We start from the raw sequence: 26,265 nt of genomic DNA, 5'->3' as shown, positions 1-26,265 counted from the left end.
CTTCCCGGCTTCTCGCGTTCCGCGGCTAGGCCACATTCACCCGCTGGCCGGGAGGCGCCGCCTCCAGCCAGGCCAGGAAACCCGTGAGCGCGTCCTCGCTCATCGCCAGTTCGAGCCGGGTGCCGCGGTGCTGACAGCCGAGGACGATGGCGTCGGAGAGCAGGGCGAGCTCCTCCTCGCCGTCCGGGGCGCGACGGTCCACGACCTCGATGGCGGAGCGCTCGAGAACCCGGCGCGGCCGGGGAGCGTAGGAGAAGACACGGAACCACTCGACGCGGTCACCGTTGTAGCGGGCGACCCCGTACCCCCAGCCTTTGCCCGAGGTGTCGCCCTTCTCCGGGGCGTCCCACCGCAGGCTGCAGTCGAAGGTGCCGCCGGAGCGCTGGATCAGTCGGCGCCGCAGGCCGAAGACGAAGAGCCCCACCAACACCAGCACGATCAAAGCAAGTCCGCACACGAGCAGAGTGAGGATCATCGGCACCGACCTCCTCGCCTCTACCGTCGGCCGAAGGGCCGACAACGGACCAATACATTGCACCCGCATTGCCTCAGCCGCGACCCGGTCCGGAATGTTCCCGGACCTGGCCGCGGCTGAGTCACGTTACGCCGCGCGCTGGGGTCAGCGCGTCGCCACCGCACGCAGTCGGACGTCGGCGCGACGCTCGGCGGAGGCGTCGGCCTCCGACTTCGCGCGCTCCAGCGCCCGCTCCGCACGCTGGACGTCGATCTCTTCGGACAGCTCCGCGATCTCGGCCAGCAGCGACAGCTTGTCGTCCGCGAAGGAGATGAATCCTCCGTGGACAGCGGACACGACCGTGCCGCCGTCACTCGTACGAATGGTCACCGGGCCCGATTCCAGCACACCGAGAAGCGGCTGGTGACCGGGCATGACGCCGATGTCGCCGGACGTGGTGCGTGCGACGACCAGGGTGGCCTCACCGGACCAGACACTGCGGTCCGCTGCGACCAGCTCGACATGCAGCTCAGCAGCCAAGGGTGGCTCCTCGGGTCACCACCCGGCGGTTCAGCCGGGTGTTGGGTCAAATTCTAGTGGGCGTACGAAGAGGGGCGGGACACGGCCCCTGTGCGGGGTGTCCCCGCCCCTCTCCGCATCGAGCTGGCGAGCTCAGGAGACGCCGAGCTCCTTGGCGTTCTTCTTGAGGTCCTCGAGACCACCACACATGAAGAAGGCCTGCTCGGGGAAGTGGTCGTACTCGCCGTCGCAGATCGCGTTGAAGGCCGCGATCGACTCCTCGAGGGACACGTCCGAGCCGTCCACACCGGTGAACTGCTTGGCGGCGTGGGTGTTCTGCGACAGGAAGCGCTCCACGCGACGGGCACGGGCGACGACGAGCTTGTCCTCTTCGCTGAGCTCGTCGATACCGAGGATCGCGATGATGTCCTGGAGGTCCTTGTACTTCTGCAGGATCGTCTTGACGCGCATGGCGGCGTCGTAGTGGTCCTGCGCGATGTAGCGCGGGTCCAGGATGCGGGACGTGGAGTCCAGCGGGTCCACGGCCGGGTAGATGCCCTTCTCCGAGATCGGACGGGAAAGCACCGTCGTCGCGTCGAGGTGGGCGAACGTGGTGGCCGGGGCCGGGTCGGTCAGGTCGTCCGCGGGGACGTAGATCGCCTGCATCGAGGTGATCGAGTGACCACGGGTCGACGTGATGCGCTCCTGGAGGAGACCCATCTCGTCGGCCAGGTTCGGCTGGTAACCCACCGCGGACGGCATGCGGCCGAGCAGGGTCGAGACCTCGGAACCGGCCTGCGTGAAGCGGAAGATGTTGTCGATGAAGAACAGCACGTCCTGCTTCTGCACATCGCGGAAGTACTCCGCCATGGTCAGACCGGCCAGGGCGACGCGCAGACGCGTGCCCGGCGGCTCGTCCATCTGGCCGAACACCAGCGCGGTCTTGTCCAGAACGCCGGCTTCCTCCATCTCGACCATGAGGTCGTTGCCCTCACGGGTGCGCTCGCCGACACCGGCGAAGACGGAGACACCGTCGTGCAGCTTGGCCACACGGACGATCATTTCCTGGATCAGCACGGTCTTGCCGACACCGGCACCACCGAACAGACCGATCTTTCCACCCTTGACGTACGGGGTGAGAAGGTCGACGACCTTCAGGCCGGTCTCGAACATCTCGGTCTTGGACTCGAGCTGGTCGAAGGCCGGAGCCTTGCGGTGGATCGTCCAGCGCTCGGCCTCGGCGACCGTGGACGGGTCGTCGTTCAGCACCTCACCGAGGGTGTTGAACACACGGCCCTTGGTCACGTCGCCGACCGGCACCGAGATGCCCTTGCCGGTGTCGGTGACCGGGGCCTGGCGGACCAGGCCGTCGGTGGGCTGCATCGAGATCGCGCGGACCACGCCGTCACCCAGGTGCTGGGCGACCTCGAGGGTCAGCGTCTTCTTCTCGCCCTCGGACGACGGGTCGTCGACCTGGACGTGCAGGGCGTTGTAGATCTCCGGCATCGCGTCGACGGGGAACTCCACGTCGACGACCGGGCCGATGACCCGGGCGACGCGGCCCGTGGCAACGGCCGTCTCAACAGTGGTCGTCATTACTTGTCACTCCCCGCGGTCGCGTCGGCCAGGGCTGCTGTGCCGCCGACGATCTCGCTGATTTCCTGGGTGATTTCGGCCTGGCGGGCCGCGTTGGCAAGCCGGGAGAGGCTGTTGATCAGATCCCCGGCGTTGTCGGTCGCCGACTTCATCGCGCGGCGCGTGGCGGCGTGCTTGGAAGCAGCCGACTGGAGCATCGCGTTGTAGATACGGCTCTCGACGTACCGCGGCAGCAGGGCGTCGAGGACGTCCTCCGCCGACGGCTCGAAGTCGTAGAGCGGAAGGATCTCGCCCTTGGTGGGCGACTCCTCCGCGACCTCTTCGAGGCTGAGCGGCAGCAGTCGGCTGTCGACGGCCGTCTGCGTCATCATCGAGACGAACTCGGTGTAGACGATGTGGATCTCGTCCACGCCGCCCTCCGCCGTCTCCTTCTCGATGGCCTCGATCAGCGGCACCGCGACGTTCTTGGCATCCGCGTACGAAGGCTCGTCGGTGAAGCCCGACCACGATTCCACGACCTTGCGCTCGCGGAAGTTGTAGTGGGCAAGACCACGGCGGCCGACGATGAACGTGTCGACCTCCTTGCCCGCTGCCTCAAGGCGCTCGGTGAGCTGCTCCGCGGCCTTGATGGCGTTGGAGTTGAAGGCGCCGGCCAGTCCGCGGTCGCTCGTGAGGAGCAGTACCGCGGAACGGGTCGCCGTCTCCGCCTCGGTCGTCAGCGGGTGCTTCGTGTTCGAGCCAGTGCCGACCGCCGTGACCGCGCGGGTGAGCTCGGTCGCGTACGGCGTGGAGGCCGCCACCTTGCGCTGTGCCTTGACGACACGCGAGGCGGCGATCATCTCCATCGCCTTGGTGATCTTCTTGGTCGCGGTGACGGATCGGATGCGACGCTTGTAGACCCGGAGCTGGGCTCCCATGAGTCAGGTCCCTTCCTTACGTCACTTGGCAGCGGCGGGGGCGTCCTCGCCGAGAAGCTTCCCGTCCGAGGTCTGGAACTGCTTCTTGAACGCCGCGATCGCGTCGCCGATGGCCTGCAGGGTGTCGTCGGACATCTTGCCGCCCTCCTTGATGGAGGTCATGAGGCCCTTCTCGCTCTGGTGCAGGTACGAGAGGAGCTCACGCTCGAAGCGGCGGATGTCGTTGACCGGCACCTCGTCCATGCGACCGGTGGTACCGGCCCACACGGACACGACCTGGTTCTCGGTCGCCATCGGCTCGTACTGCGGCTGCTTGAGCAGTTCGACCATGCGCTGGCCGCGCTCGAGCTGCGCCTTCGACGCGGCGTCCAGGTCGGAACCGAAGGCGGCGAACGCCTCCAGCTCACGGAACTGGGCGAGGTCCACGCGGAGGCGGCCGGAGACCTGCTTCATCGCCTTGTGCTGCGCGGAACCACCGACTCGGGAGACGGAGATACCGACGTTCAGCGCGGGGCGCTGACCGGCGTTGAAGAGGTCCGACTCCAGGAAGCACTGGCCGTCGGTGATGGAGATGACGTTGGTCGGAATGAACGCCGACACGTCGTTCGCCTTGGTCTCGACGATCGGCAGACCGGTCATCGAGCCCTTGCCCAGCTCGTCCGAGAGCTTCGCGCAGCGCTCGAGCAGACGCGAGTGCAGGTAGAAGACGTCACCCGGGTAGGCCTCGCGCCCCGGCGGGCGGCGGAGCAGCAGGGACACGGCGCGGTAGGCGTCGGCCTGCTTCGAGAGGTCGTCGAAGATGATGAGGACGTGCTTGCCCTCGTACATCCACTGCTGGCCGATGGCCGAACCGGTGTACGGCGCCAGGTACTTGAAGCCGGCCGGGTCGGACGCCGGGGCGGCGACGATGGTCGTGTACTCCAGCGCGCCGGCCTCTTCGAGGGCACCGCGCACGGAGGCGATGGTGGAGCCCTTCTGACCGACGGCGACGTAGATGCAGCGCACCTGCTTGTTCACGTCGCCCGAGCGCCAGTTGTCGCGCTGGTTGATGATCGTGTCGACGGCCAGGGCGGTCTTGCCGGTCTGACGGTCACCGATGATCAGCTGACGCTGGCCACGGCCGATCGGGGTCATCGCGTCGACGGCCTTGTAGCCGGTCTCCATCGGCTCGTGCACCGACTTGCGCTGCATGACCGTGGGGGCCTGCAGCTCAAGGGCGCGGCGACCGCTGGTCTCGATCTCGCCGAGGCCGTCGATCGCGTTGCCGAGCGGGTCGACGACGCGGCCGAGGTAGCCCTCGCCCACCGCGACCGACAGGACCTCGCCGGTACGGGTGACCGACTGGCCCTCTTCGATGCCGCTGAACTCGCCGAGGACGATCGAACCGATCTCGCGCTCTTCCAGGTTCAGCGCGAGACCGAGGGTCCCGTCCTCGAACTTCAGCAGCTCGTTGGCCATGGCCGAGGGCAGGCCCTCGACCTTCGCGATGCCGTCGCCGGCAAGGGTGACCGTACCGACCTCCTCGCGCGAGGCCGCGTCCGGCTTGTACGCCTGGACGAAGTTCTCCAGCGCGTCCCGGATCTCCTCCGGCCGGATCGTGAGCTCCGCCATCTGGGTTCCCTGCTCTCCTTGTTGGGCCCGAAAGTTTTCTTGGGGGTCTGGGGTAAATCCCCCAGGAATCCTCTGCACGGCCCAACTAGGGCCGTAGGTCGTGCTTTGTTGCTTTTACTGGCCGGCCACGCGGCGGCCGGCTTCCTCGATGCGGTCCGCGATGGAGCCGTTGATGACCTCGTCGCCCACCTGGACCGTGATCCCGCCGAGGACCTCGGGGTCCACGTCGAGGTTCAGGTGCATCGGGCGTCCGTACACCTTGGCCAGGGCATCGCCGAGACGCTGCTTCTGCCGGTCCGAGAGCGGAACGGCGGAAGTGACGACGGCGACCATCCGGTTACGGCGGTCCGCGGCCAGCTTGGAGAGGGACTCGAGTCCGTCTTCCAGGCTACGTCCACGCGGCGCGGTCACGAGGCGCTCGACGAGACGCTCCGTGACGTCGTCGGCGCGACCACCGAGCAGGCTGCGCAGCAGCTCGCTCTTGGCCGTGCCGGTCGCGGCGCGGTCGGTCAGCGCGGCTCGCAGCTCGGTGCTCGACGAGACGATCCGGCCGAACCGGAAGAGCTCGTCCTCGACGTTGTCCAGGGCGCCGGCCTTCTGCGCACCGGTCACATCGGCGAGGTTGGCGAGCTCCTCAAGGGCGTCCACCAGGTCACGCGACTGCGACCAGCGCGAGCGCACCATGCCGGCCACCAGGTCGGCGGTCACGCCGCCCACCTGTCCGGCGAGGAGGCGGCCCGCGAGCTCGGCCTTGGCCTCGCCGGACTGCGCCGGGTCGGTCAGGACCCGACGCAGCGAGACCTCACGGCCGAACAGCGCGGTGACCGCGGCCAGCTCGTCAGCGAGCTGCTTCGCGTCGACCGAGGTGCTGTCCGTCAGCGCGTCGAGGCGCTCGCGCGCGGCGGCCAGGGCCTCGCGGCTAGCTCCGTGCGCTGTCATCGAGCAGCCTCGGCCTTCGCTGCGGCTTCATCGAGGCCGTCGAGGAAGCGGTCGATCGTGCGGCTCTGCCTCGCGTGGTCCTCAAGGGACTCACCGACGAGCTTGCCCGCCAGGTCGGTGGCCAGCTGGCCCACGTCCTGACGCAGCGACTGCGCGGCGGCCTTGCGGTCGGCCTCGATCTGCGTGTGGCCTGCGGCGATGATCTCCTCGCGCTGACGCTGGCCCTCGGCCCGCATCTCGGCGATGAGAGTGGCGCCCTGCTCCTGCGCCTCCTGGCGCAGACGCGCGGCCTCGTGCCGGGCCTCGGCGAGCTGAGCCTTGTACTGCTCAAGAACGCTCTGGGCCTCGGTCTGAGCGGCCTCGGCCTTCTCGATACCGCCTTCGATCGCCTCCCGGCGCTCTTCCAGAACCTTGTTGATGTTCGGGAGGAGCTTCTTCCAGAAGAAGAAGAAGACGATGGCGAAGGCGATGGCGCCGACGAGCAGCTCGGGGCCGGGCGGAATGAGCGGGTTCTGCTCCTCCGCGTGCTCGGCCGCCTGCTGTACCAGGTTGGCGATCACATCATTGCCTTTCGTCGAACGGGACTAATCGTCTCGGGCGATCAGGAGCCGTAGACGAACGGCATGACGATGCCGATGAGGGCGAGCGCCTCACAGAAGGCGAAACCGAGGATCTGGTTGGCACGGATCAGGCCGGCAGCTTCGGGCTGACGGGCGAGAGCCTCGGTGCCCTTACCGAAGACAATGCCGACACCGATGCCGGGGCCGATGGCCGCGAGGCCGTAGCCGATGGAGCCGAGGGCCTTGATGTCACCCTGGAGGGCGGCGAGCTCGAGAGTCGCGGACATGCCGTTACTTCCTTCTCTTTCATGGACCGGTGGGGGTTGGCCACCGGGCGCTTAGGGGATTGCAGGAGGGCGATCAGTGGTGCTCGGCCAGAGCGCCCTGGATGTACGAGCAGGCAAGGAGTACGAAGACGTACGCCTGGACGGCCTGCACGAAAAGCTCGAAGAGGATCATCGCCATGGTCATCACGAAGGAGACACCGGCGGCCGGGATCATCCAGCTGTTCAGCAGGTACCAGGAGGCGACGGTGAACATCACCAGCATCAGGTGACCGGCGAACATGTTGGCGAAGAGTCGCACGGCGTGCGTGAACGGGCGCACCAGCAGGTTCGAGAAGAACTCGATGAACGACACGAGCCACTTGATCGGGCCGAGCGAGTTGTCGAACCCGGTGATGTTCTTCCAGCCGCCCACGAAGCCGTGCTTCTTGAAGGTGAGCGGAACCCAGACCAGGTAGACGACCGCCGCGAGCACCGCCGGGTAGGCGATGATCGACGAGACCGGGAACTGGGTCAGTGGGATCACGGACCAGATGTTCATGATCCAGATGAAGAAGAACAGCGACACCATGAGCGGGACGTACTTCTCGCCGTCCTTCTTGCCCATCGTCTCGTAGACGATCCCGCGGCGTACGAAGTCGTAGCCGGCCTCGCCCATCATCTGCAGCTTGCCCGGGACCAACTTGGCCTTGCCGAACGCCACGTAGAAGAAGGTGACGACGACGAGCGTGGTCATCAGGGCGAGCAGCATGACCTTGTTGAACTCGAACCCGCCGACGGTGAACATCGGCTTGAAAAGGAACGAGTGCAGGCCCGGAGCCGGGAAGCCACAGCCGTTGTCGGACATGATCCGACAGCTCCAGTCAAAGGCGAGCTCAGTTTGGTCAGCACTCACCGCGGGCTCCTTCGGCGTGACGCATAGGTACGGCAACCTCGTTGTCGTGTCGGCGCGGCGCGCGGCCGCGGGTCGGCACCGGACTGGTGTTTCGGAAGTGTGAGCGGCATTCAGGCATCGAGCCTCGCGATTGTGCAGGCGTCAGCTCAGATGCCCGCGCCCGCAGTGCCGCAGTTGGCACCGGACGATAGCAGCATCTCGAACGGCCATTTATCCCGCCCCTACCCTTCACGTCGACGACCCCGACTTCTCCGGCTTGTCCTTCTTCGAGGAGTCGCTTTCGGAGTCGGGTTCGACGTAAAGGATCTTCGCCTTCATGTGTGCACGCGCCTGTGCGGCCATCCACACGATGGTCGCCGCGACGAGCGCGGCCGCGAAGGCCCTCGGATTGAAGAGCGTGGTGTCCTTGAACAGACCCATGAAGACCAGAAGCAGCAGGAGTTGGGCGACGTACAACATCATGCCCATTGCCTGAAACAGCTGCGGAAGGGATTTCGCCGTCTTCTGCAGGACGAACAGACCGAGCCCCATGAAGGCAATGACGACCACGGTGCCGACGACGGCGCCGATCGCTCCCTTGCCACCGGCAACAACACCACTGACGGCGGCGACGATCACGCCGACGGCAGCCGTGGGCACGGCGGTCTGAAGGAGATTTCGGGCGTCTTGAGACGGCATGGCGGCAGCTCCGCTTACTGATGGGGGCAGGGTGTCGTCATGGACGAGCGTAGACCCGGGCCGAGGGGGTCCCTCGGGCCAATGGACCGTCGCACTACGGTCCTTCGGCTCTACCCCGGGATCTCGTGAACCGTATCACAAACTATTTGATGAGGTCTTTACCTGCTAGGTGTGCCGACTGTCACACATGAGAAGTAATCCGCGCGTCTGTGCATCCGGAGCGTCAGTTTGTCTGGTAATGAAGCGATTTCGGGTCACGCGTCAACGTGATGAACCGGCTTCACGCCGTTCCTGGAAGCGCGAACGGGCGCCGATCGCGGTCGCTCCGTTGACGCCCGCCGGGACCGGAGTCTTCTCCTCCGAGCCGTCGGGCGCCTGCCCGTCCTCATGCGCCCCATGCATCGCTTCCTGGGCCGCCAGTCCGGCGGCCGCACGGCGACGGCGGTAGCGCGGCGGCACGAAGGCCTCGGCCCACCGTGGCGTGCGCGGTGTGAAGCGCGGCAGCAGGAGCAGCACGAGCCCCAGCGCGCTGAGCGCGACGATCAGCAGCAGGATCCACATGCTCGTCGAGTGCACCGAGTACGCGACGGTGCCGAAGGCGATGAGCCCCGACCAGAAGTACATGATCAGCACCGCGCGGCTGTGCGAGTGGCCGATCTCCAGGAGCCGGTGGTGGAGGTGGCCGCGGTCCGCGGCAAACGGCGACTTGCCGTTCCAGGTGCGCCGGACGATCGCGAGCACCAGGTCCGCGAAGGGGATCGCGATGATCGTCAGCGGCATCAGGAGCGGGATGAAGACCGGCAGCATCGCGTGGGTCGCGTCGCGTCCCGTGCCGAAGTTCAGCTTCATCGCGGCCGGGTCGACCTGTCCGGTGACGGAGATCGCGCCCGCCGCGAGGACGAGCCCGATGAGCATCGAGCCGGAGTCGCCCATGAAGATCCGGGCGGGGTGCATGTTGTGCGGCAGGAAGCCGAGGCACATGCCCATGAGGATGGCGGCGAAGAGCGTGGCGGGGGCCGCGGCCTCGATGCCGTAGCCGTACCAGATCCGGTAGGCGTACATGAAGGATGCCGCCGACGCGATGCACACCATGCCCGCGGCGAGGCCGTCGAGGCCGTCCACGAAGTTCACGGCGTTGATCGTGATGACGACCAGCGCGACGGTGAGCAGGGTGCCCTGGCCGGACGTGAGCGAGACCGTGCCGACGCCGGGGACCGGGATCCACAGGATCGTCAGACCCTGCATGACCATGACGCCCGCGGCGATCATCTGACCGCCGAGCTTGATCAGCGCGTCGATCTCGAACTTGTCGTCCAGCACGCCGATCAGCCAGATCAGCGCCGCGCCGGAGAGCAGCGCACGCGGCTCGTTGGAGTTCTCGAAGACCGCGTTCAAGTTCGGCAGGTGATCGGCGACCAGCAGGCCCGCGCACAGCCCGAAGAACATCGCGATGCCCCCGAGCCGGGGGGTGGGTTCCCTGTGGACGTCGCGGGCGCGGATCTCCGGCATGGCGCCGGCCACGATCGCGAACTTCCGCACCGGGCCGGTCAGCAGGTAGGTCACCGCGGCCGTGATGCAGAGCGTCAGCAGGTATTCACGCACGGGCTTCCCCACAGGTTTCGCTGGCCATCTCAGCCCCACACCCTAGCTTTGCGCGCATACGGTTGGGGACTTCCGGGTAGCGACGATGGTTGCACGAGTCTCCGGGGGCCCCTGACCCGGCTGCTCCTGGCTAGGCCGGATACGGCGGAAATGCTGCCACCAGATCACGTACCTCTTCTCGTACGTTCGAGTCCTCCCGCACCGCTTCGACCAGCAGGCCCGCGATGCGGACCAGCTCCGCGTCGCCCATGCCCTGGGTCGTGACGGCGGCGGTTCCCAGCCTCAGGCCGCGGGGCTCGCCGTGCGGCAGGGCGCAGGTGTCGAGGAAGATCCCGGACGCGGCGAGCCTGCCGCGGGCGGTGTGTGCCTCCACTCCCAGGGGGGTGGGATCGGCCAGAACCAGATGGGTGTCCGTACCGCCGGTCGTGATCGCGAACCCGCCCGCGGCCAGCGCCTCGGCCAGGATGCGTGCGTTGTGGACCACCTGATGGGCGTACCCCGTGAACGCCGGAGTGGCCGCCTCGCCGAACGCCACGGCCTTGGCGGCGATCGTGTGCATCTGGGCGCCGCCCTGCGTGAACGGGAAGACCGCCCGGTCGATCCTCTCCGCCAGGTCCGCCCCGCACAGCAGGAGGCCGCCCCGCGGGCCGCGCAGGACCTTGTGCGTGGTCGCGCAGACGACGTCGGCGTGCGGCACGGGGTTCGGCGCCGCTCCCCCGGCGACCAGGCCCATGGGGTGCGCGGCATCGGCGATGAGATGGGCGCCCACGTCGTCGGCGATCTCGCGGAAGGCCGCGTAGTCGATGTGCCGGGGGTAGGAGATCGAGCCGCACACGATGGCCTTGGGCCGGTGCGTGCGGGCCAGGGCGTGCACCTGGTCGTAGTCGATGAGGCCGCTCTCGGGGTCCACCCCGTACCCGACGAAGTCGAACCACCGGCCGGAGAAGTTCGCGGGCGAGCCGTGCGTGAGGTGTCCGCCGTACGGCAGGCCCATCGCAAGGACCGTGTCGCCGGGGCGCAGCAGCGCGGCGTACGCGGCGAGCACGGCGGAGGAACCGGAGTGCGCCTGTACGTTGGCGTGCTCGGCGCCGAACAGGGCCTTGGCGCGGTCGACGGCGATCCGCTCGGCGATGTCGACGAGCTCGCAGCCGCCGTGGTGACGGGCGCCGGGATAGCCCTCCGCGTACTTGTTGGCGAGCGGCGAGCCGAGCGCGGTGAGGACGGCGGGCGAGGTGAAGTTCTCGGCGGCGATCAGCTGGAGCGCGTCACTCTGCCGGGCGACCTCCGCGATGAGGACCTCGGCCAGCTCGGGGTCCTGCCTGCGCAGCCCGTCGAGGTCCGTGAAGGAGGTGGGTGCGGTGCGTACGGTGCTGACCGTGCTGAGCGACATCGTGGGCTCCGGGGCCTTGCAGGGGTGACCTCAGATCCAATGTAGGCCGCTACATGTGCGCGGGCACCCCGGTCAGCGCCGTCACGACGGGGTCGAGGGCCTGGTTGATCTCGTCGCCCACCGAGCGGAAGAACGGCAGGGGTGCCCCGTACGGGTCGTACACCTCGTCGGCCTCCACGTTGGGCGCGAGGAGCCAGCCGCGCAGTGCCGCGGCGGCGCGCACCAGGGCACGGGCCCGCTCCACCACGCCGCCGTCGGGGTCCGGCAGGGTCGTCATGTCTATCGCCCGGACGAGCCGCGTGAACTCCTTGAGCGTGAACGTGCGCAGGCCCGCCGAGTGCCCCATGGAGATGACCTGCGCCCGGTGGTCGCGGGTCGCGGTCAGGACCAGGTCGGCGCGGATGACGTGGTCGTCGAGGAGCTCGCGGCCCATGAAGCCGGTGGGGTCCGCGCCGAAGTCGGCGAGGACCGTCTCGGCGTTGGTCTCCATCGGGGCGCCCTCGTGGCCCCAGGTGCCCGCGCTCTCCACGATCAGACCACCCGTGAGGGGGTCGCCGAGGCGGTCGGCCAGGGCATGTCTGGTCAGCCGCTCGGTGATGGGCGAGCGGCACACGTTGCCGGTACTGACGTGGAGGATGCGGAAGGAGTCCGCAGAGCCCGGGAAGCCCGCTATGCCACGCCCCGTCTCAGGGGCTGTCAATTCGCCACCTCGAGGTCGGGTACCACCTTGCGCAGCTCGTCCGCGTCAAGGGCGCCCGCACGGAGCAGCACCGGCACCTTGCCCGTGACGTCGACGATCGACGACGGGACGATGCCGGGGGTCGGGCCGCCGTCCAGGTAGACGGAGACGGAGTCGCCGAGCATCTCCTGCGCGGCGTCGCAGTCCTCGGGGGCGGGGTGTCCCGTGAGGTTGGCCGAGGAGACGGCCATCGGGCCCACCTCGGTGAGCAGCTCGATGGCGACGGGGTGCAGCGGCATGCGGATGGCGACCGTGCCACGGGTGTCGCCGAGGTCCCACTGCAGGGACGGCTGCTGCTTGGCGATGAGGGTCAGGGCGCCCGGCCAGAACGCGTCGACGAGCTCCCAGGCCATCTCGGAGAAGTCGGTGACCAGGCCGTGCAGGGTGTTCGGTGAGCCGATCAGGACGGGCGTGGGCATGTTGCGCCCGCGGCCCTTGGCGTCCAGCAGGTCGGCGCAGGCCTCCGGTGAGAAGGCGTCGGCACCGATGCCGTAGACGGTGTCGGTGGGCAGCACGACCAGCTCGCCACGGCGAACGGCGGACGCGGCCTCGCGCAGACCGGTCGTACGGTCGGTCGCGTCGTTGGTGTCGTATCGCCGTGCCATTAGTCCGGACTCCTCACTGAAAAACTGACACTGATGATCTGGGTCGTCACAGCTGTCGTCACGGCATCGCCTTGCGGGCGGTGGCGAAACGCGGGCGGTTGTTGAGGTCGGGGTGGTCGGCCGCGTCGGCCCAGCCCCGCTCCTCGGTGAAGATCCACGGGACCTGTCCGCCCTGGGTGTCCGCGTGCTCGATGACGACGACTCCCCCGGGGCGCAGCAGCCGGTGGGCGGTGCGCTCGATGCCGCGGATCAGGTCGAGGCCGTCCTCCCCCGAGAAGAGGGCGAGCTCGGGGTCGTAGTCACGGGCTTCCGGGGCGACGTACTCCCACTCGGTGAGCGGGATGTACGGCGGGTTGGAGATCACCAGGTCGGCCTGTCCCTCCAGCTCAGGGAACGCGTCCCTGGCGTCTCCCTGGCGGAGGTCGACCCTGGACCCCTCGACGTTCTTCCGCGTCCATTTGAGGGCGTCCTCGGACAGCTCCACGGCGTGCACCCGCGAGCGCGGGACCTCCTGCGCCATGGCGAGGGCGATGGCACCGGAACCGGTGCACAGGTCGACGATGAGCGGCTCGACGACGTCCATCGCGCGGACGGCGTCTATGGCCCACCCCACGACGGACTCGGTCTCCGGACGGGGCACGAAGACGCCGGGGCCGACCTGCAGCTCCAGGTAGCGGAAGAAGGCCCGCCCCGTGATGTGCTGCAGCGGTTCACGGGCCTCGCGCCGCGCGACGGTCTCCCAGTAGCGGGCGTCGAAGTCGGTGTCCTTGACGGAGTGCAGCTCGCCCCGCTTCACGCCGTGCACGAAGGCGGCGAGCTCCTCCGCGTCGTTGCGCGGCGAGGGCACGCCGGCGTCGGCCAGCCGCTGGGTGGCCTGGGCCACTTCCGCGAGCAGCAGGTTCACGCTGGTCCTCCGGGACGGGTCGGGAAGGTCGTACGAAGAGCGGGCTTAGGCGGCGGCGAGCTTGGCGGCGGAGTCGGCGTCGACGCAGGCCTGGATGACCGGATCGAGTTCACCGTCGAGCACCTGGTCCAAGTTGTACGCCTTGAAGCCGACGCGGTGGTCCGAGATCCGGTTTTCCGGGAAGTTGTACGTGCGGATCTTCTCGGAGCGGTCGACGGTGCGGACCTGGCTGCGGCGGGCGTCCGCGGCCTTGCTCTCCGCCTCCTCCTGGGCCGCCGCGAGCAGCCTGGAACGCAGAATACGCATGGCCTGCTCCTTGTTCTGGAGCTGGCTCTTCTCGTTCTGGCAGGAGGCGACGACTCCGGTGGGCAGGTGCGTGATGCGGACGGCGGAGTCCGTGGTGTTGACGGACTGGCCGCCGGGCCCGGAGGAGCGGTAGACGTCGATGCGCAGGTCGTTGGCGTGGATCTCGACGTCGATCTCCTCGGCCTCGGGCGTCACCAGGACACCGGCCGCGGAGGTGTGGATGCGCCCCTGGGACTCGGTGGAGGGCACGCGCTGCACGCGGTGCACGCCGCCCTCGTACTTCAGCCGCGCCCAGACGCCCTGGCCGGGCTCGGTCGCGCCGTTGCCGCCCTTGGTCTTCACGGCGACCTGGACGTCCTTGTAGCCGCCCAGCTCGGACTCGGTGGCGTCGATGATCTCGGTCTTCCAGCCGACGCGCTCCGCGTACCGCAGGTACATGCGCAGGAGGTCTCCGGCGAAGAGCGCCGACTCGTCGCCGCCCGCGCCCGCCTTGACCTCCAGGATGACGTCCTTGTCGTCGGACGGGTCCCGGGGCACGAGCAGCAGCCGCAGCTTCTCGGTGATCTCCTCGCGCTGCCGCTCCAGGTCCTTGACCTCGGCGGCGAAGTCCGGGTCATCGGCCGCGAACTCGCGCGCGGTCTCGATGTCGTCCCCGGTCTGCTTCCAGGAGCGGTACGTGGAGACGATCGGGGTCAGCTCGGCATAGCGCTTGTTGAGCTTGCGCGCATTGGCCTGGTCGGCGTGGACCGACGGGTCCGCGAGCTTCGTCTCGAGATCGGCGTGTTCGCCGATCAGTTCCTCGACCGCCTCGAACATCGGGGGCTCCTGGTTTTCTACGCGAGGTTTCTACGCGAATTGGCTGCGGGACGGCAAAAGCGCCGGTCCCGGCCACCCCCTCCCGAGGGCGGCCGATGACCGGCGCAGTGGCTCGCTACTTGTTGGCGCCTGCAGCCTTGCCGAAGCGGGCCTCGAAGCGGGCCACGCGGCCACCGGTGTCGAGGATCTTCTGCTTGCCCGTGTAGAACGGGTGGCACTCGGAGCAGACCTCGGCACGGACGGTGCCGCTGGAGATCGTGCTGTGAGTGGTGAACGACGCGCCACAGGTGCAGCTGACCTGCGTCTCGACGTACTCGGGGTGGATGTCGCGCTTCAAGGTGTCTCCTAGTTTCGGGAGGGCACCGGGTCGTACGTGCGGATTGCTCGTACGTGAACCGGGGCCGACGTACCAGTCTGCCAGGACAGGCCGTATCTCCCAAAACCGGGGTGGGGGCCGATCTATTCCTGACGGGTCCTGAGCGGGCTGCCGATCGGCTCAGTGGCTGGAGACCACGTCGCCCGCGTCGCCCTTGTCGCCCGCGGACTGCTCCGTGGCGGACTTGGGGATGGGCTTGTCGGCCCTGAGCGCCTCCCAGACCTCCCGGTCGGCCTTCTCCAGGGGAAGGACACGGTTGGGGTCGTTGGGGTCGTACTGGATGGGCAGCGTGACCATCTTCATGTCGCCCGCGCCGATGCCCTTGAGGCCGTTCGCGAAGCTCGCGAGGCTCTTGACGTCGTTCAGGTCGGAGTCGGTGGTGATGGCGCTGGTCGCATCGTTCGCCAGGTCGTACAGCTTCTTCGGGTTGCTGAAGACGCCGACGTCCTTGACCTGGTCGAGGAGGGCCTTGATGAAGGCCTGCTGGAGCTGGATGCGGCCGAGGTCGCTGCCGTCGCCGACGCCGTGCCGGGTGCGGACCAGGCCCAGGGACTGCTCCCCGTTGAGCGAGTGGGTGCCGGCCTCCAGGTCGAGGTGGCTGTCCTTGTCGTGGATGGCCTTCTTCGTCGTGATGTCGACGCCGCCGAGTGTGTCGATGAGCTTCTTGAAGCCCGTGAAATCGACCTCTACGTAGTGATCCATCCGGATGCCGGACATCTTCTCGACGGTCTTGACGGCGCAGGCGGGGCCGCCGACCTCGTACGCCGTGTTGAACATCTGCCGCTGACCGCCGGGGTCCGTCCGGTCGTCGTCGGTCTTGCACTCGGGCCTGGATATGAGGGTGTCGCGGGGTATGGAGACGACGCTGGCCTTCTTGTGGCCCTTGTAGACGTGGACGATCATCGCCGTGTCCGAGCGGGCGGCGCCTTCGTCCTTGCCGTACTTGGCGTTGTCGCCGGAGCGCGAGTCGGAGCCGAGGACGAGGATGTCCTGGGAGCCGTTGTCGACGTCCAGGGGGCGGTCCGTGCCGAGAGCGGCGTTGATGTCCACGCCCTTGATGTTGCCGTTGAGCTTGAAGTAGACGTAGCCGAGGCCGGTGCCTCCGAGAACGGCGACACCCGCGGCGGTCCAGGCGGTGACGACGAGCACCTTCTTGCGCGTGCTGCGCGGCTTGCGGCGGCGGCCCCGCTTGGCGGCGCGCTTCGGCGCGTCGGCGCCCCTGCTCTCGTCGGTCATGCGCTCCTCAGTCCCGTCGGTCGGCTACCCCCTGCTTTCAGGGTCAGATGCGGTGTGTCGTCACTTGTCAGACGGCAGAACCGCTTGAAGGGTTGCACAGTGCGCCGTGCGCGCCCCCGGCTCCACCGGTGACCGACCGTGTGCCCCCACACCACCATTTCAGGCCTCACCTGCGGCTTTTTCCGTCATCGGGCTACTGCCCGTGACCGTAAGAATCTCTTACGCATGTGGCCAAGGTCTCTCTCTGATCTCTCTGACCTCTCCCTGATCGCATCGCGCACCAAAAGGGCCGCCCCGTCACAGCTGTGACGGGGCGGCCCTTCGGACTGCTGAGGACGACTAGTCGTTGCCGTTGCCCGGCGCCGGGGTCGTCTTCTGGATCTGCAGCAGGAACTCGGCGTTCGACTTCGTCTGCTTCATCTTGTCGAGAAGCAGCTCGATCGCCTGCTGCTGGTCGAGCGCGTGCAGCACGCGACGCAGCTTCCAGGTGATGGCGAGCTCGTCGCTGCCGAGCAGGATCTCTTCCTTGCGGGTGCTGGACGCGTCCACGTCCACCGCCGGGAAGATGCGCTTGTCCGAGAGCTTCCGGTCGAGCTTGAGCTCCATGTTGCCGGTGCCCTTGAACTCCTCGAAGATCACCTCGTCCATGCGCGAGCCGGTCTCGACCAGCGCGGTGGCCAGGATGGTCAGCGAGCCGCCGTCCTCGATGTTGCGCGCGGCACCGAAGAAGCGCTTCGGCGGGTAGAGCGCGGTCGAGTCGACACCACCGGACAGGATGCGGCCGGAGGCCGGGGCGGCGAGGTTGTACGCACGGCCCAGACGCGTGATCGAGTCGAGCAGCACGACGACGTCGTGGCCCAGCTCCACCAGGCGCTTGGCGCGCTCGATGGCGAGCTCGGCGACCGTGGTGTGGTCCTCGGCGGGACGGTCGAAGGTCGAGGAGATGACCTCGCCCTTCACCGACCGCTGCATGTCGGTGACCTCTTCCGGACGCTCGTCGACCAGGACGACCATCAGGTGGCACTCGGGGCTGTTGTGCGTGATCGCGTTGGCGATCGCCTGCATGATCATGGTCTTGCCGGTCTTCGGCGGGGCCACGATCAGACCGCGCTGGCCCTTACCGATGGGCGAGACGAGGTCGATGATGCGGGTGGTGAGCACGCCCGGGTCGGTCTCCAGGCGGAGCCGGTCCTGCGGGTAAAGGGGCGTCAGCTTGTTGAACTCCGGCCGCCCGCGCCCGGATTCGGGTGCCATGCCGTTGACGGAGTCCAGGCGGACCAGCGCGTTGAACTTCTCGCGGCGCTCGCCGTCCTTGGGCTGGCGCACCGCGCCGGTGACGTGGTCGCCCTTGCGCAGACCGTTCTTGCGGACCTGGGCCAGCGAGACGTAGACGTCGTTGGGACCGGGGAGGTAGCCCGACGTACGGATGAACGCGTAGTTGTCGAGGATGTCCAGGATGCCCGCGACGGGGATCAGGACGTCGTCCTCGGAGACCTGCGGCTCATTGCCGAAGCCCTGCTCGTCGCGGCCACGGCGGCCACGGCGGTCGCGGTAGCGCCCGCGGCGTCCGCGACGCCCGCCCTCGAAGTCGTCGTCATCCTGCGGTCCGTTGTCCCGCTGCTGACGGTCCTGACGGTCCTGGCGGTCCTGGCGCCCACCGCCGCCCTGCTGCTGGCGGTCCTGACGCTCCTGGCGGTCCTGACGGCCGCCGCCCTGCTGCTGGTCGTCGCCCTTGTTGCCACGGCGGTCGCGGTCACGGCCGCGGCCCTGCCGGTCACGGCGGTCGCGACGGCCGTCGCCGCCGTCACCGGAGGCGTCGGCGCCCTTGTCGCCCTTGGCCTCGGACGCGTCGCCCTTGGCCTCGCCCTTCGCCTCGGCGGTGACCGTCTCCGGGCTGCCCGCGTCGGCGGTGGCCCGACGCCGACGACGCTCACCCGCGGGCTGGTCGTCACTGGCGGGCTGGCCGGGGATGTCGATCTGCTGCTGGGACGCGGCCTTGTCGGCCTTGCCCTCGGACTTGCCGCCCTCGGACTTGGCCGAGGCGCTCGCCTTGGCGGCGGGCTCGGCGGCGTCCTCACCCGTCCGGGCCTTCGAGGTCGCCCGGCGCTTGGGCTTGGTCTCGGTGGTGTCCCCGGAAGGCGCGGCGCTCTTGGCCGGGGCTCCGCCCCCTGCCTGCGCCTCCTTGATGACCTCGATCAGCTGGCTCTTGCGCATGCGCCCGGTGCTCTTGATCCCAAGGCCCGATGCGACCTGCTGCAGTTCCGCCAGCACCATGCCCTCGAGGCCGGTGCCGCGGCGCCGCCGGGACCCGGCCGAAGCACCGGTGGCAGGCGCCGCGGAGGCGTCCGTGGCGGGCGTGTCGGCAGTCACGCCCATCAGATCGGTGGTGTCGCTCACGAAGGGTCCTTCCCTGGAGCGGACGTCGGCCTGTCTGGCTCGGCGACCGGTTGTGCTGTCCGGCGGTCGGTCCTTGCATTCTGTGGACCGTGCCGGGGCGGTGGTCCGCCAACGCGGCGGAAGAATTCATTGGTGATGGCGATTCCCGGTGCGGTGCCACTGGAGTGCGGTGTCACCCGGCTCGGTCACGCCGGTTCCGGAGCGTGCTCAGGACCGCTCAGTGCAAGGCACGAAGCAGTTTGGGAGGCTCCCGGAAGAATGGTTGTCCCGGACGGGGACACAAAGCACCTCGCCATGGTGAGGTCGGGTGCAGACTTGAGATTAACACTACCGGATCCAACAAACATTCCCCCTCTCAGGATCGGGACACCCCGAAATCCCGTCGTCCACTGCGTCAGGGCGCAAGCGGCAGCACGCTCGCTCCCGAGGCGTCGAGCTCCAGGCGGTTGGCCGCCCAGCCCTCTCCCGCCAGGCGTGCGACCTTGTCGGCCGCACTGTCTTCGGCCAGCGCGAGGACCGTGGGGCCCGCGCCGGAGATCACCGCGGGCACGCCGTCGGCGCGCAGCCGCTCCACCAGGGCGACGCTCTCCGGCATGGCCGGGGCGCGGTACTCCTGGTGCAGCCGGTCCTCGGTGGCGGGCAGCAGCAGCTCCGGGCGCCTGGTCAGGGCCTCGACGAGCAGCGCCGCACGGCCCGCGTTGGCGGCCGCGTCGACATGCGGGACGGTGCGCGGGAGCAGGCCGCGTGCCGTCTCGGTGAGGACGGGTTTTCCGGGTACGAAAACCACCGGAACGATGGAATCGACGGGCTCCATCCTGATCGCGCGGGCCGTGCCCCCGTCCATCCAGGAGAGCGTGAAACCGCCGAGCAGACAGGCGGCGACGTTGTCGGGATGGCCCTCGATCTCGGTGGCCAGTTCCAGCAGCGCCGCGTCGTCGAGCCTGGCCTCGCCGCCTATCGTCACGGCGCGCGCGGCGACGATGCCCGCGCAGATGGCGGCGGACGACGAGCCGAGGCCACGGCCGTGCGGAATGCGGTTGGCGCAGACGATCTCGAGCCCGCGCGGCTGTCCGCCGAGCAGGTCGAAGGCGGTGCGCAGGGAACGTACAAGCAGATGCGACTCGTCGCGCGGGAGGGATTCACTGCCCTCGCCTGCGATGTCGATGTTCAGACCGGAGTCGGCCACCCGGACGACCACGTCGTCGTAAAGACCCAGCGACAGGCCCAGGGCATCGAAGCCCGGACCGAGGTTGGCGCTGGTGGCGGGGACGCGCACCCGGACGGCGGCGGCGCGGAACGCGGGACCGGCCATCGCTCGATGACTCTCCTTGAGCTGCGTGTTTTTGAGGCTGCGTATTTCAGTACGTGCCACATGTACGGAACACCCGAAGGCCGCGAACTACGGCGGCACCGCGGCATATGCGGCGGGCGGGTTCGGTACAGCCTATCGAAGGAAGGTTCTGTGGCGACATAGGGCGCACAGGAGGCGCACGATGCGTGTCGTAAGCCCCCTGTGCCACCCCCTGTACGGAGTTGCGGGTTCTGACCGTGGTGCTACGGGACTGCGGGGCCGCGGGCCCCGTCGCGACTACGCCAGGCCGAGGCGCTCGGCCGCGGCGGCCGCGTCGACCGGGACGGTGACCGGCTGCGGAGCGCCCGCAACGGCCCAGTCCGGGTCCTTGAGGCCGTTGCCGGTCACGGTGCAGACGATCTTCTGCCCCTTGTCGACCTTGCCCTGCTCGACGGCCTTCAGCAGACCGGCGACCGAGGCGGCCGACGCGGGCTCCACGAAGACACCCTCCTGCGACGCCAACAGCTTGTAGGCGCGCAGAATCTCACGGTCCGTCACCTCGTCGATGAAGCCGTCGGACTCGTCGCGCGCGTTGAGCGCGTGCTGCCACGACGCGGGGTTGCCGATGCGAATCGCGGTGGCGATCGTGGACGGGTCCTTGACGATCTCGCCGCGCACGATGGGCGCCGATCCGGAGGCCTGGAAGCCCCACATCCGGGGGGTACGGGTCGACACCGAGTCGGCCGCGTACTCCTTGTAGCCCTTCCAGTAGGCGGTGATGTTGCCTGCGTTGCCGACGGGAAGGACGTGGATGTCCGGGGCGTCGCCGAGCGCGTCGACGATCTCGAACGACGCGGTCTTCTGGCCCTCGATGCGGAACGGGTTGACCGAATTGACGAGCGCCACCGGGTAGTTCTCCGACAGGGCTCGAGCCAGGTTCAAGCAGTCGTCGAAGTTGCCGTCGACCTGGAGGATCTTCGAGCCGTAGACGAGCGCCTGGCCCATCTTGCCGAGCGCGATCTTGCCCTGCGGCACGAGGACCGCACAGACCATTCCGGCCCGTACGGCATAGGCGGCCGCGGACGCCGACGTGTTGCCGGTGGAGGCGCAGATGACGGCCTTCGCGCCCTCCTCCTTGGCCTTGGTGATAGCCATGGTCATGCCACGGTCCTTGAAGGAACCCGTGGGGTTGGCGCCCTCTACCTTGAGGTGGACCTCGCAGCCCGTGCGCTCGGAGAGCACCTGCGCGGGGACGAGCGGTGTGCCGCCCTCGCGGAGCGTCACGACCGGCGTCGTGTCGGAGACGGGAAGACGGTCCCGGTACTCCTCGATGATTCCGCGCCACTGGTGGGTCATTACTGACTACTCCCCTTCAACCCGCATGATGCTGGCGACACCACGCACGGTGTCGAGATTCCGCAGCGCCTCGACGGTGCCGGTGAGGGCGGCGTCGGGCGCGCGGTGGGTGACGACGACGAGGGAGGCCTCGCCGTCCTTGCCCGTCTGACGGACCGTATCGATCGATACGCCGTGCTCGGCGAAGACCGTCGCGACCTGGGCGAGCACGCCCGGCTTGTCGGCAACGTCGAGGCTGATGTGGTAGCGCGTGACGACCTCGCCCATGGAGCTCACGGGCAGCTGGGTGTACGCGGAGTCGCCGGGCCCGGTGGCCTCGGCGAGCTTGTTGCGGCAGACGGCGACGAGGTCGCCGAGGACGGCGGACGCGGTGGGCGAGCCACCGGCGCCGGGCCCGTAGAACATGAGCTGGCCCGCGGCCTCCGCCTCGACGAAGACGGCGTTGTAGGCGCCCCGCACCGAGGCGAGGGGGTGGCTGAGCGGAATCATCGCGGGATGCACGCGCGCGGTGACGGACCCGCCGTCGGCGGCCCGCTCGCAGATGGCGAGCAGCTTGATGGTGCAGCCCATCCGTTTCGCGGAAGCGAAGTCGGCGGCGGTCACCTCGGTCATGCCCTCGCGGTACACGTCGTCGAGGCGCACGCGCGTGTGGAACGCGATCCCGGCGAGGATGGCGGCCTTGGCGGCGGCATCGAAGCCTTCGACGTCTGCCGTCGGGTCGGCTTCCGCGTACCCGAGCGCGGTGGCCTCGTCGAGGGCCTCCTGATAGCCCGCACCGGTGGTGTCCATGGCATCGAGGATGAAGTTCGTGGTCCCGTTCACGATCCCGAGAACGCGGTTGACCTTGTCGCCGGCGAGCGACTCGCGCAGCGGCCTGATCAGCGGGATCGCCCCGGCGACGGCGGCCTCGTAGTACAGGTCGCGGCCGTGCTCGACGGCGGCGGCGTGCAGCGCGGCGCCGTCCTGGGCGATGAGCGCCTTGTTCGCGGAGACCACGGACGCGCCGTGCTCGAAGGCGGTGGTGATGAGGGTGCGGGCGGGCTCGATGCCGCCGATCACCTCGACGATGACGTCGATGTCCCCCCGCTTGACCAGGGCGGTCGCATCCGTGGTGATGAGCGAAGGATCGATTCCCTCGCGCACCTTGGAGGGGCGGCGGACGGCGACCCCGGCGAGCTCCACCGGGGCGCCGATCCTGGCTGTGAGGTCGTCGGCGTGCGTCGTCATGATGCGCGCCACCTCTGAGCCGACGACCCCACAGCCCAGCAGCGCCACCTTCAGCGGACGCGTACGCATCATCCGACCTCACTTCTCATACATCTACGGTGGGACCAGTCTCACCCACCGGAACGGACTTTCTGTCCATCGTCCGGATCCTGAGACATCTATTTCATGTTTTGCGTCATCCGACGTCGAGACGCAGGAGATCTTCCTCCGTCTCACGCCGGACGATCACCCGTGCCTCGCCGTCGCGCACGGCGACGACGGGCGGGCGAAGAGCGTGGTTGTAGTTGCTCGCCATCGAGCGGCAGTACGCACCGGTCGCGGGCACGGCGATCAGGTCACCGGGCGCCAGGTCGGCCGGGAGGAAAGCATCTCGTACGACGATGTCACCACTCTCGCAGTGCTTGCCCACCACGCGCACAAGGACGGGGTCGGCGTCGGAGGAGCGGGAGACGAGGGCGACGGTGTACTCGGCGTCGTACAGCGCGGTGCGGATGTTGTCGGACATGCCGCCGTCCACCGACACGTACGTACGCAGCCCTTCGAGCGGCTTGATCGTGCCGACCTCGTAGAGCGTGAAGGCGGTCGGCCCGACGATGGCACGGCCGGGCTCCACGGAGATCCGGGGCGTACGCAGCTTCGCCGCCGCGCACTCGCGCGTGACGATCTCGTTCAGCGCCGCGGCGATCTCGTGCGGCTCGCGGGGGTCGTCGTCCGACGTGTACGCGATGCCGAGCCCGCCGCCGAGGTCGATCTCGGGCAGCTCGACGCCGTGCTCGTCCCGCACCTCGGCGAGCAGCTGCACGACGCGGCGGGCGGAGACCTCGAACCCGGCCATGTCGAAGATCTGCGACCCGATGTGGGAATGGATCCCGATGAGCTCGAGCCCGTCCAGCTTGAGGGCGCGCCGGACGGCCTCGGCGGCCTGTCCGCCGGCCAGCGCGATCCCGAACTTCTGGTCCTCGTGCGCGGTGGCGATGAACTCGTGGGTGTGCGCCTCGACGCCCACGGTCACGCGGATCTGCACGCGCTGGCGCTTGCCGAGCCCCTCCGCGATGTGCGCGACGCGCACGATCTCCTGGAAGGAGTCGAGCACGATGCGTCCGACGCCCGCCTCGACGGCGCGCGTGATCTCCTCGGGGGTCTTGTTGTTGCCGTGGAAGGCGATGCGCTCGGCGGGCATACCGGCGTCGAGGGCGGTGGCGAGCTCACCACCGCTGCACACGTCGAGGTTCAGCCCCTCCTCGTTCAGCCACCGCACGACGGCACGGGACAGGAACGCCTTGCCCGCGTAGAAGACGTCGGCATCGCTGCCGAAGGCGTCACGCCAGGCCTGGCACCGGGCGCGGAAGTCCGCCTCGTCGATGAAGTAGGCCGGGGTACCGAACTCCTCGGCGAGCCGTGTCACTTCGATCCCACCCGTACTGACCACGCCTTCGGCGCCACGGGTGACGGTGCGGGACCAGACCTTGGGGTCCAGGGCGTTGAGGTCGGCGGGCGGCGCGCTGTAGTGCCCCTCGGGAAGCACGTCGGCGTGGCGGGGGCCTGCGGGGTGTGCGGAACGGCTCATGACTCGGTCGTCTCTCTCATGAATGACACACGTCTCTCGCGGGTGTCACAGGAATTCGGGTGCGCTGATGCCGAGCAGGGACAGGCCACCGGCGAGCACCGTCCCGGCGGCTTCGGCGAGGGCGAGCCGGGCACGGTGGGCGGCCGAGGGTTTCTCGTCACCGAGCGGCAGGACGGCTCCCTGCGGGGCGCTCTGGAAGGCCAGGAAGGCGTCGGCGATGACGACGAGCTGCCGGGCGAGGCGGTCCGGGGCGCGGTGGCGCCCTGCGGAGGCGAGGGTGGCGGGGTAGTCGCCGAGGGCGTCGAGGAGGGCGACGGGGCCTGTCTGGCCTGCGGGACCTGCGGGGCTTGTGGTGTCCGTGGTGTCGCCCGGCCGGGCGTCGAAACCCAGCTCGGCGGCGTTGCGCGTGAGGGCGCGGGAGCGGGCGTGGGCGTACCGGACGCGGAAGAGGGGGTTGCTCTCCCGCTGCACGAGGTGCTCGTCGCCGCCCTGCTCCGGGGTGATGCGGGGGTGGTCGTGCGGGGCGGGGTGGAGCAGCGCCCAACGGGTGGCGTCGCGGCCGAGGCGGAGGGGGGCGGGGCCGGTGAGGCTTGTGGGGCCCGTGGGGCTTGTGGCGGCGGCCGGAACGGGGCGGAGGGTGGGGAGCGGCTCGGGCGGCCGTCCGTACGCGTCGATGCGTACGCCGAGCGCGTCGAGGGCGTCCGACCAGGCAGGGTCGGGGGCGTCTTCGCAGGTCACCCGGACGAGGACGCCCTGCGAACGCAGGATGCGGCGGGCGCTGTCGGCGAGGACCGCGGCCCTGATCTCACGGGGCACGTGGATCTGGGCGACGGCGCCGGTGTCGGGGTGTACGTGGCCGTAGCAACCCCCACGCTCGCGGATCTCGCGCACGACGGCGTCGGCGCGTGCGCCCGCAAGGGTGATGTTGAGGAACCCGGGCCCCGTGATGTCGACACCGGCGATACCGGGCTCGGCGGCGAGCCGCGGGGACAGCACCTCGGCCACGTACCGCGGCGAACGCCCGGCGGCACCGGCGATCTGGAGGGCGACGTTGGTGGCGAAGTCCCCGCACCCCCCGGGCCGCGGCCGCTCGACCCGCACACTCCCCGCCTCCACGGGCACGGCCACGCTGAGCTCCCCGGCATCAACGGCATGGCGCATGGCGCGCAGCACGGTGCGGGAGAGCTCGACGGGGGTCACAGGTCCAGCGTATGGGAGGAGGGGGGTGGGTATGCGAGTCGGTTTGGCCGATGGTCCGGGATGTGGACGGGGTGGCCCCGTCCTTACGTACGGGTAGCCCACCTCGGCCAGCGGAGCAGCTGAGTCACGAGGCTGCGGAACCGCTGGGGCTATGGGGCCGACTCAGCCACCGTGCTGCGCGGCGCGCTCGGCCTCACCGGCGCCGCCGCCTCCGCACCCGCCACTGGTCCGGCACTCGCTCCCCGAGGCGCCGCGCCCGAGCTCCCGCCCGACCGCAACCCCCTCGGGCTCGTCCTCCCCCTGCCCCTCCCCCTCGACCGCCATCAACTGGCGGACGATGCCCACCAGTTCGTTCGGCTCGAAGGGCTTGGCCAGAAAGGCGTCGACACCGACCTCGAGGCCGCTCTCGACCTCGTACTGCGTGCAGGCACTGATGACGACGATGGGGAGATTCCGCGTCCGCGCGTCGGAACGCAACCGCGCCGCGGTCCGCAGCCCGTCGAGCCGGGGCATCACGACGTCGAGGGTGACCACATCGGGCTGGACCTCCTGCACGACGTCCAGGCATTCGACACCATCGGCCGCGGTCACGACCTCGTAGCCCTCCAGCTCGAGGTTGACCCTGATCAGTTGCCGGATGACCTTGTTGTCGTCCACAACAAGCACGCGGCCGGGCACGCCTGGCACAACTCGAGAGTAGGTCCGCGCCCACCACCGCGTCCCGGTTTTCCCTACTTCCGCCCCGTGCGGCCCGCCCGGCCACCACCCCCGCCCCCATCGACCTGCCCCCCTCACGGGGC

Annotated in this window: 25 protein-coding genes; all 25 read right to left on the bottom strand. The window is 69.0% G+C overall.

All coding sequences use genetic code 11. The features are described from left to right. Positions 1-25: 25 nt before the first annotated feature. The gene (locus ABZV77_RS16495) at positions 26-475 is read right to left on the bottom strand and encodes a DUF2550 domain-containing protein (protein WP_055564401.1); all 450 of its coding nucleotides are present in this window, start codon (positions 473-475) and stop codon (positions 26-28) included. A gap of 144 nt (positions 476-619) precedes the next feature. After that, positions 620-994, bottom strand: coding sequence for a F0F1 ATP synthase subunit epsilon (locus ABZV77_RS16490; protein WP_356256507.1), 375 nt, complete (start codon positions 992-994; stop codon positions 620-622). 132 nt (positions 995-1,126) lie between these two features. Further along, on the bottom strand, positions 1,127-2,569 hold the full coding sequence (gene atpD, locus ABZV77_RS16485; protein WP_356256504.1) for a F0F1 ATP synthase subunit beta: 1,443 nt from the start codon (positions 2,567-2,569) through the stop codon (positions 1,127-1,129). Next, a complete protein-coding gene (locus ABZV77_RS16480) occupies positions 2,569-3,486 on the bottom strand; it encodes a F0F1 ATP synthase subunit gamma (RefSeq protein ID WP_356256501.1) in 918 nt (305 codons plus the stop codon). The genes atpD and ABZV77_RS16480 overlap by 1 nt, the downstream gene beginning before the upstream one ends. A 21-nt stretch (positions 3,487-3,507) precedes the next feature. Beyond that, positions 3,508-5,097 (bottom strand): F0F1 ATP synthase subunit alpha, encoded by a 1,590-nt coding sequence (atpA, locus tag ABZV77_RS16475; RefSeq protein WP_356256498.1) that lies wholly within the window; start codon positions 5,095-5,097, stop codon positions 3,508-3,510. A gap of 114 nt (positions 5,098-5,211) precedes the next feature. After that, a complete protein-coding gene (locus tag ABZV77_RS16470) occupies positions 5,212-6,036 on the bottom strand; it encodes a F0F1 ATP synthase subunit delta (protein WP_356256495.1) in 825 nt (274 codons plus the stop codon). Further along, the gene (locus ABZV77_RS16465) at positions 6,033-6,596 is read right to left on the bottom strand and encodes a F0F1 ATP synthase subunit B (RefSeq protein ID WP_356256492.1); all 564 of its coding nucleotides are present in this window, start codon (positions 6,594-6,596) and stop codon (positions 6,033-6,035) included. The genes ABZV77_RS16470 and ABZV77_RS16465 overlap by 4 nt, the downstream gene beginning before the upstream one ends. A 41-nt stretch (positions 6,597-6,637) precedes the next feature. Beyond that, positions 6,638-6,883, bottom strand: coding sequence for an ATP synthase F0 subunit C (atpE, locus tag ABZV77_RS16460; RefSeq protein WP_016643250.1), 246 nt, complete (start codon positions 6,881-6,883; stop codon positions 6,638-6,640). A gap of 73 nt (positions 6,884-6,956) precedes the next feature. Beyond that, a complete protein-coding gene (gene atpB / locus ABZV77_RS16455; RefSeq protein ID WP_150221139.1) occupies positions 6,957-7,727 on the bottom strand; it encodes a F0F1 ATP synthase subunit A in 771 nt (256 codons plus the stop codon). 276 nt (positions 7,728-8,003) lie between these two features. Further along, positions 8,004-8,453, bottom strand: a complete 450-nt coding sequence (locus ABZV77_RS16450; protein ID WP_356256488.1) for a hypothetical protein — start codon at positions 8,451-8,453, stop codon at positions 8,004-8,006. Positions 8,454-8,714: 261 nt separating this feature from the next. After that, entirely contained in the window at positions 8,715-10,055 is a 1,341-nt protein-coding gene (locus ABZV77_RS16445) for an MraY family glycosyltransferase (RefSeq protein ID WP_356256485.1), read from the bottom strand. A gap of 130 nt (positions 10,056-10,185) precedes the next feature. Then, positions 10,186-11,445, bottom strand: a complete 1,260-nt coding sequence (gene glyA / locus ABZV77_RS16440) for a serine hydroxymethyltransferase (RefSeq protein WP_356256482.1) — start codon at positions 11,443-11,445, stop codon at positions 10,186-10,188. A 49-nt stretch (positions 11,446-11,494) separates the two neighbouring features. Continuing rightward, the gene (locus tag ABZV77_RS16435) at positions 11,495-12,145 is read right to left on the bottom strand and encodes a protein-tyrosine-phosphatase (protein ID WP_150186231.1); all 651 of its coding nucleotides are present in this window, start codon (positions 12,143-12,145) and stop codon (positions 11,495-11,497) included. After that, a complete protein-coding gene (locus ABZV77_RS16430; RefSeq protein WP_150172252.1) occupies positions 12,142-12,789 on the bottom strand; it encodes an L-threonylcarbamoyladenylate synthase in 648 nt (215 codons plus the stop codon). The genes ABZV77_RS16435 and ABZV77_RS16430 overlap by 4 nt, the downstream gene beginning before the upstream one ends. Before the next feature lie 58 nt (positions 12,790-12,847). Beyond that, complete coding sequence (gene prmC / locus ABZV77_RS16425) at positions 12,848-13,693, bottom strand: peptide chain release factor N(5)-glutamine methyltransferase (RefSeq protein WP_055564415.1); 846 nt, start codon at positions 13,691-13,693, stop codon at positions 12,848-12,850. A gap of 45 nt (positions 13,694-13,738) precedes the next feature. Then, positions 13,739-14,815 carry a peptide chain release factor 1 gene (gene prfA, locus ABZV77_RS16420; protein WP_356256477.1) on the bottom strand — a complete coding sequence of 359 codons (1,077 nt, stop codon included), beginning with the start codon at positions 14,813-14,815 and terminating at the stop codon, positions 13,739-13,741. Between the two features lie 115 nt (positions 14,816-14,930). Then, positions 14,931-15,152 carry a 50S ribosomal protein L31 gene (rpmE, locus tag ABZV77_RS16415; RefSeq protein WP_356256474.1) on the bottom strand — a complete coding sequence of 74 codons (222 nt, stop codon included), beginning with the start codon at positions 15,150-15,152 and terminating at the stop codon, positions 14,931-14,933. Positions 15,153-15,311: 159 nt separating this feature from the next. Further along, positions 15,312-16,427, bottom strand: coding sequence for an LCP family protein (locus ABZV77_RS16410; RefSeq protein WP_356256471.1), 1,116 nt, complete (start codon positions 16,425-16,427; stop codon positions 15,312-15,314). Positions 16,428-16,766: 339 nt separating this feature from the next. Further along, a complete protein-coding gene (gene rho, locus ABZV77_RS16405) occupies positions 16,767-18,824 on the bottom strand; it encodes a transcription termination factor Rho (RefSeq protein WP_356256469.1) in 2,058 nt (685 codons plus the stop codon). Positions 18,825-19,218: 394 nt separating this feature from the next. Then, positions 19,219-20,136: a homoserine kinase gene (thrB, locus tag ABZV77_RS16400; RefSeq protein WP_356256466.1), complete on the bottom strand. Its 918-nt coding sequence runs from the start codon at positions 20,134-20,136 to the stop codon at positions 19,219-19,221. Between the two features lie 276 nt (positions 20,137-20,412). Beyond that, positions 20,413-21,471 carry a threonine synthase gene (gene thrC, locus ABZV77_RS16395; RefSeq protein ID WP_356256463.1) on the bottom strand — a complete coding sequence of 353 codons (1,059 nt, stop codon included), beginning with the start codon at positions 21,469-21,471 and terminating at the stop codon, positions 20,413-20,415. A gap of 6 nt (positions 21,472-21,477) precedes the next feature. Further along, positions 21,478-22,770, bottom strand: a complete 1,293-nt coding sequence (locus tag ABZV77_RS16390; protein ID WP_356256460.1) for a homoserine dehydrogenase — start codon at positions 22,768-22,770, stop codon at positions 21,478-21,480. Positions 22,771-22,873: 103 nt separating this feature from the next. After that, positions 22,874-24,265: a diaminopimelate decarboxylase gene (lysA, locus tag ABZV77_RS16385; protein ID WP_356256457.1), complete on the bottom strand. Its 1,392-nt coding sequence runs from the start codon at positions 24,263-24,265 to the stop codon at positions 22,874-22,876. 45 nt (positions 24,266-24,310) lie between these two features. Continuing rightward, on the bottom strand, positions 24,311-25,465 hold the full coding sequence (gene nrtL / locus ABZV77_RS16380) for an ArgS-related anticodon-binding protein NrtL (RefSeq protein WP_356256454.1): 1,155 nt from the start codon (positions 25,463-25,465) through the stop codon (positions 24,311-24,313). A 162-nt stretch (positions 25,466-25,627) separates the two neighbouring features. Continuing rightward, positions 25,628-26,152: a response regulator gene (locus tag ABZV77_RS16375; RefSeq protein WP_356256451.1), complete on the bottom strand. Its 525-nt coding sequence runs from the start codon at positions 26,150-26,152 to the stop codon at positions 25,628-25,630. Between the last annotated feature and the right edge of the window lie 113 nt (positions 26,153-26,265).

It is taken from the genome of Streptomyces sp. NPDC004732, from assembly GCF_040609235.1.
Lineage (GTDB): Bacteria > Actinomycetota > Actinomycetes > Streptomycetales > Streptomycetaceae > Streptomyces.
This window is presented reverse-complemented; position numbering and strand designations above follow the sequence as displayed.

Excerpts from the sequence above, each read along its gene's own strand:
- prfA (WP_356256477.1), bottom strand. The coding sequence starts at position 14,815 with ATGTTCGAGGCGGTCGAGGAACTGATCGGCGAACACGCCGATCTCGAG.
- atpD (WP_356256504.1), bottom strand. The coding sequence starts at position 2,569 with ATGACGACCACTGTTGAGACGGCCGTTGCCACGGGCCGCGTCGCCCGG.
- atpB (WP_150221139.1), bottom strand. The coding sequence starts at position 7,727 with ATGTCCGACAACGGCTGTGGCTTCCCGGCTCCGGGCCTGCACTCGTTC.
- atpA (WP_356256498.1), bottom strand. The coding sequence starts at position 5,097 with ATGGCGGAGCTCACGATCCGGCCGGAGGAGATCCGGGACGCGCTGGAG.
- ABZV77_RS16430 (WP_150172252.1), bottom strand. The coding sequence starts at position 12,789 with ATGGCACGGCGATACGACACCAACGACGCGACCGACCGTACGACCGGT.
- ABZV77_RS16480 (WP_356256501.1), bottom strand. The coding sequence starts at position 3,486 with ATGGGAGCCCAGCTCCGGGTCTACAAGCGTCGCATCCGATCCGTCACC.
- glyA (WP_356256482.1), bottom strand. The coding sequence starts at position 11,445 with ATGTCGCTCAGCACGGTCAGCACCGTACGCACCGCACCCACCTCCTTC.
- thrC (WP_356256463.1), bottom strand. The coding sequence starts at position 21,471 with ATGACCCACCAGTGGCGCGGAATCATCGAGGAGTACCGGGACCGTCTT.
- atpE (WP_016643250.1), bottom strand. The coding sequence starts at position 6,883 with ATGTCCGCGACTCTCGAGCTCGCCGCCCTCCAGGGTGACATCAAGGCC.
- thrB (WP_356256466.1), bottom strand. The coding sequence starts at position 20,136 with ATGGCCGGTCCCGCGTTCCGCGCCGCCGCCGTCCGGGTGCGCGTCCCC.
- ABZV77_RS16450 (WP_356256488.1), bottom strand. The coding sequence starts at position 8,453 with ATGCCGTCTCAAGACGCCCGAAATCTCCTTCAGACCGCCGTGCCCACG.
- ABZV77_RS16390 (WP_356256460.1), bottom strand. The coding sequence starts at position 22,770 with ATGATGCGTACGCGTCCGCTGAAGGTGGCGCTGCTGGGCTGTGGGGTC.
- lysA (WP_356256457.1), bottom strand. The coding sequence starts at position 24,265 with ATGAGCCGTTCCGCACACCCCGCAGGCCCCCGCCACGCCGACGTGCTT.
- ABZV77_RS16495 (WP_055564401.1), bottom strand. The coding sequence starts at position 475 with ATGATCCTCACTCTGCTCGTGTGCGGACTTGCTTTGATCGTGCTGGTG.
- ABZV77_RS16410 (WP_356256471.1), bottom strand. The coding sequence starts at position 16,427 with ATGACCGACGAGAGCAGGGGCGCCGACGCGCCGAAGCGCGCCGCCAAG.
- ABZV77_RS16470 (WP_356256495.1), bottom strand. The coding sequence starts at position 6,036 with ATGACAGCGCACGGAGCTAGCCGCGAGGCCCTGGCCGCCGCGCGCGAG.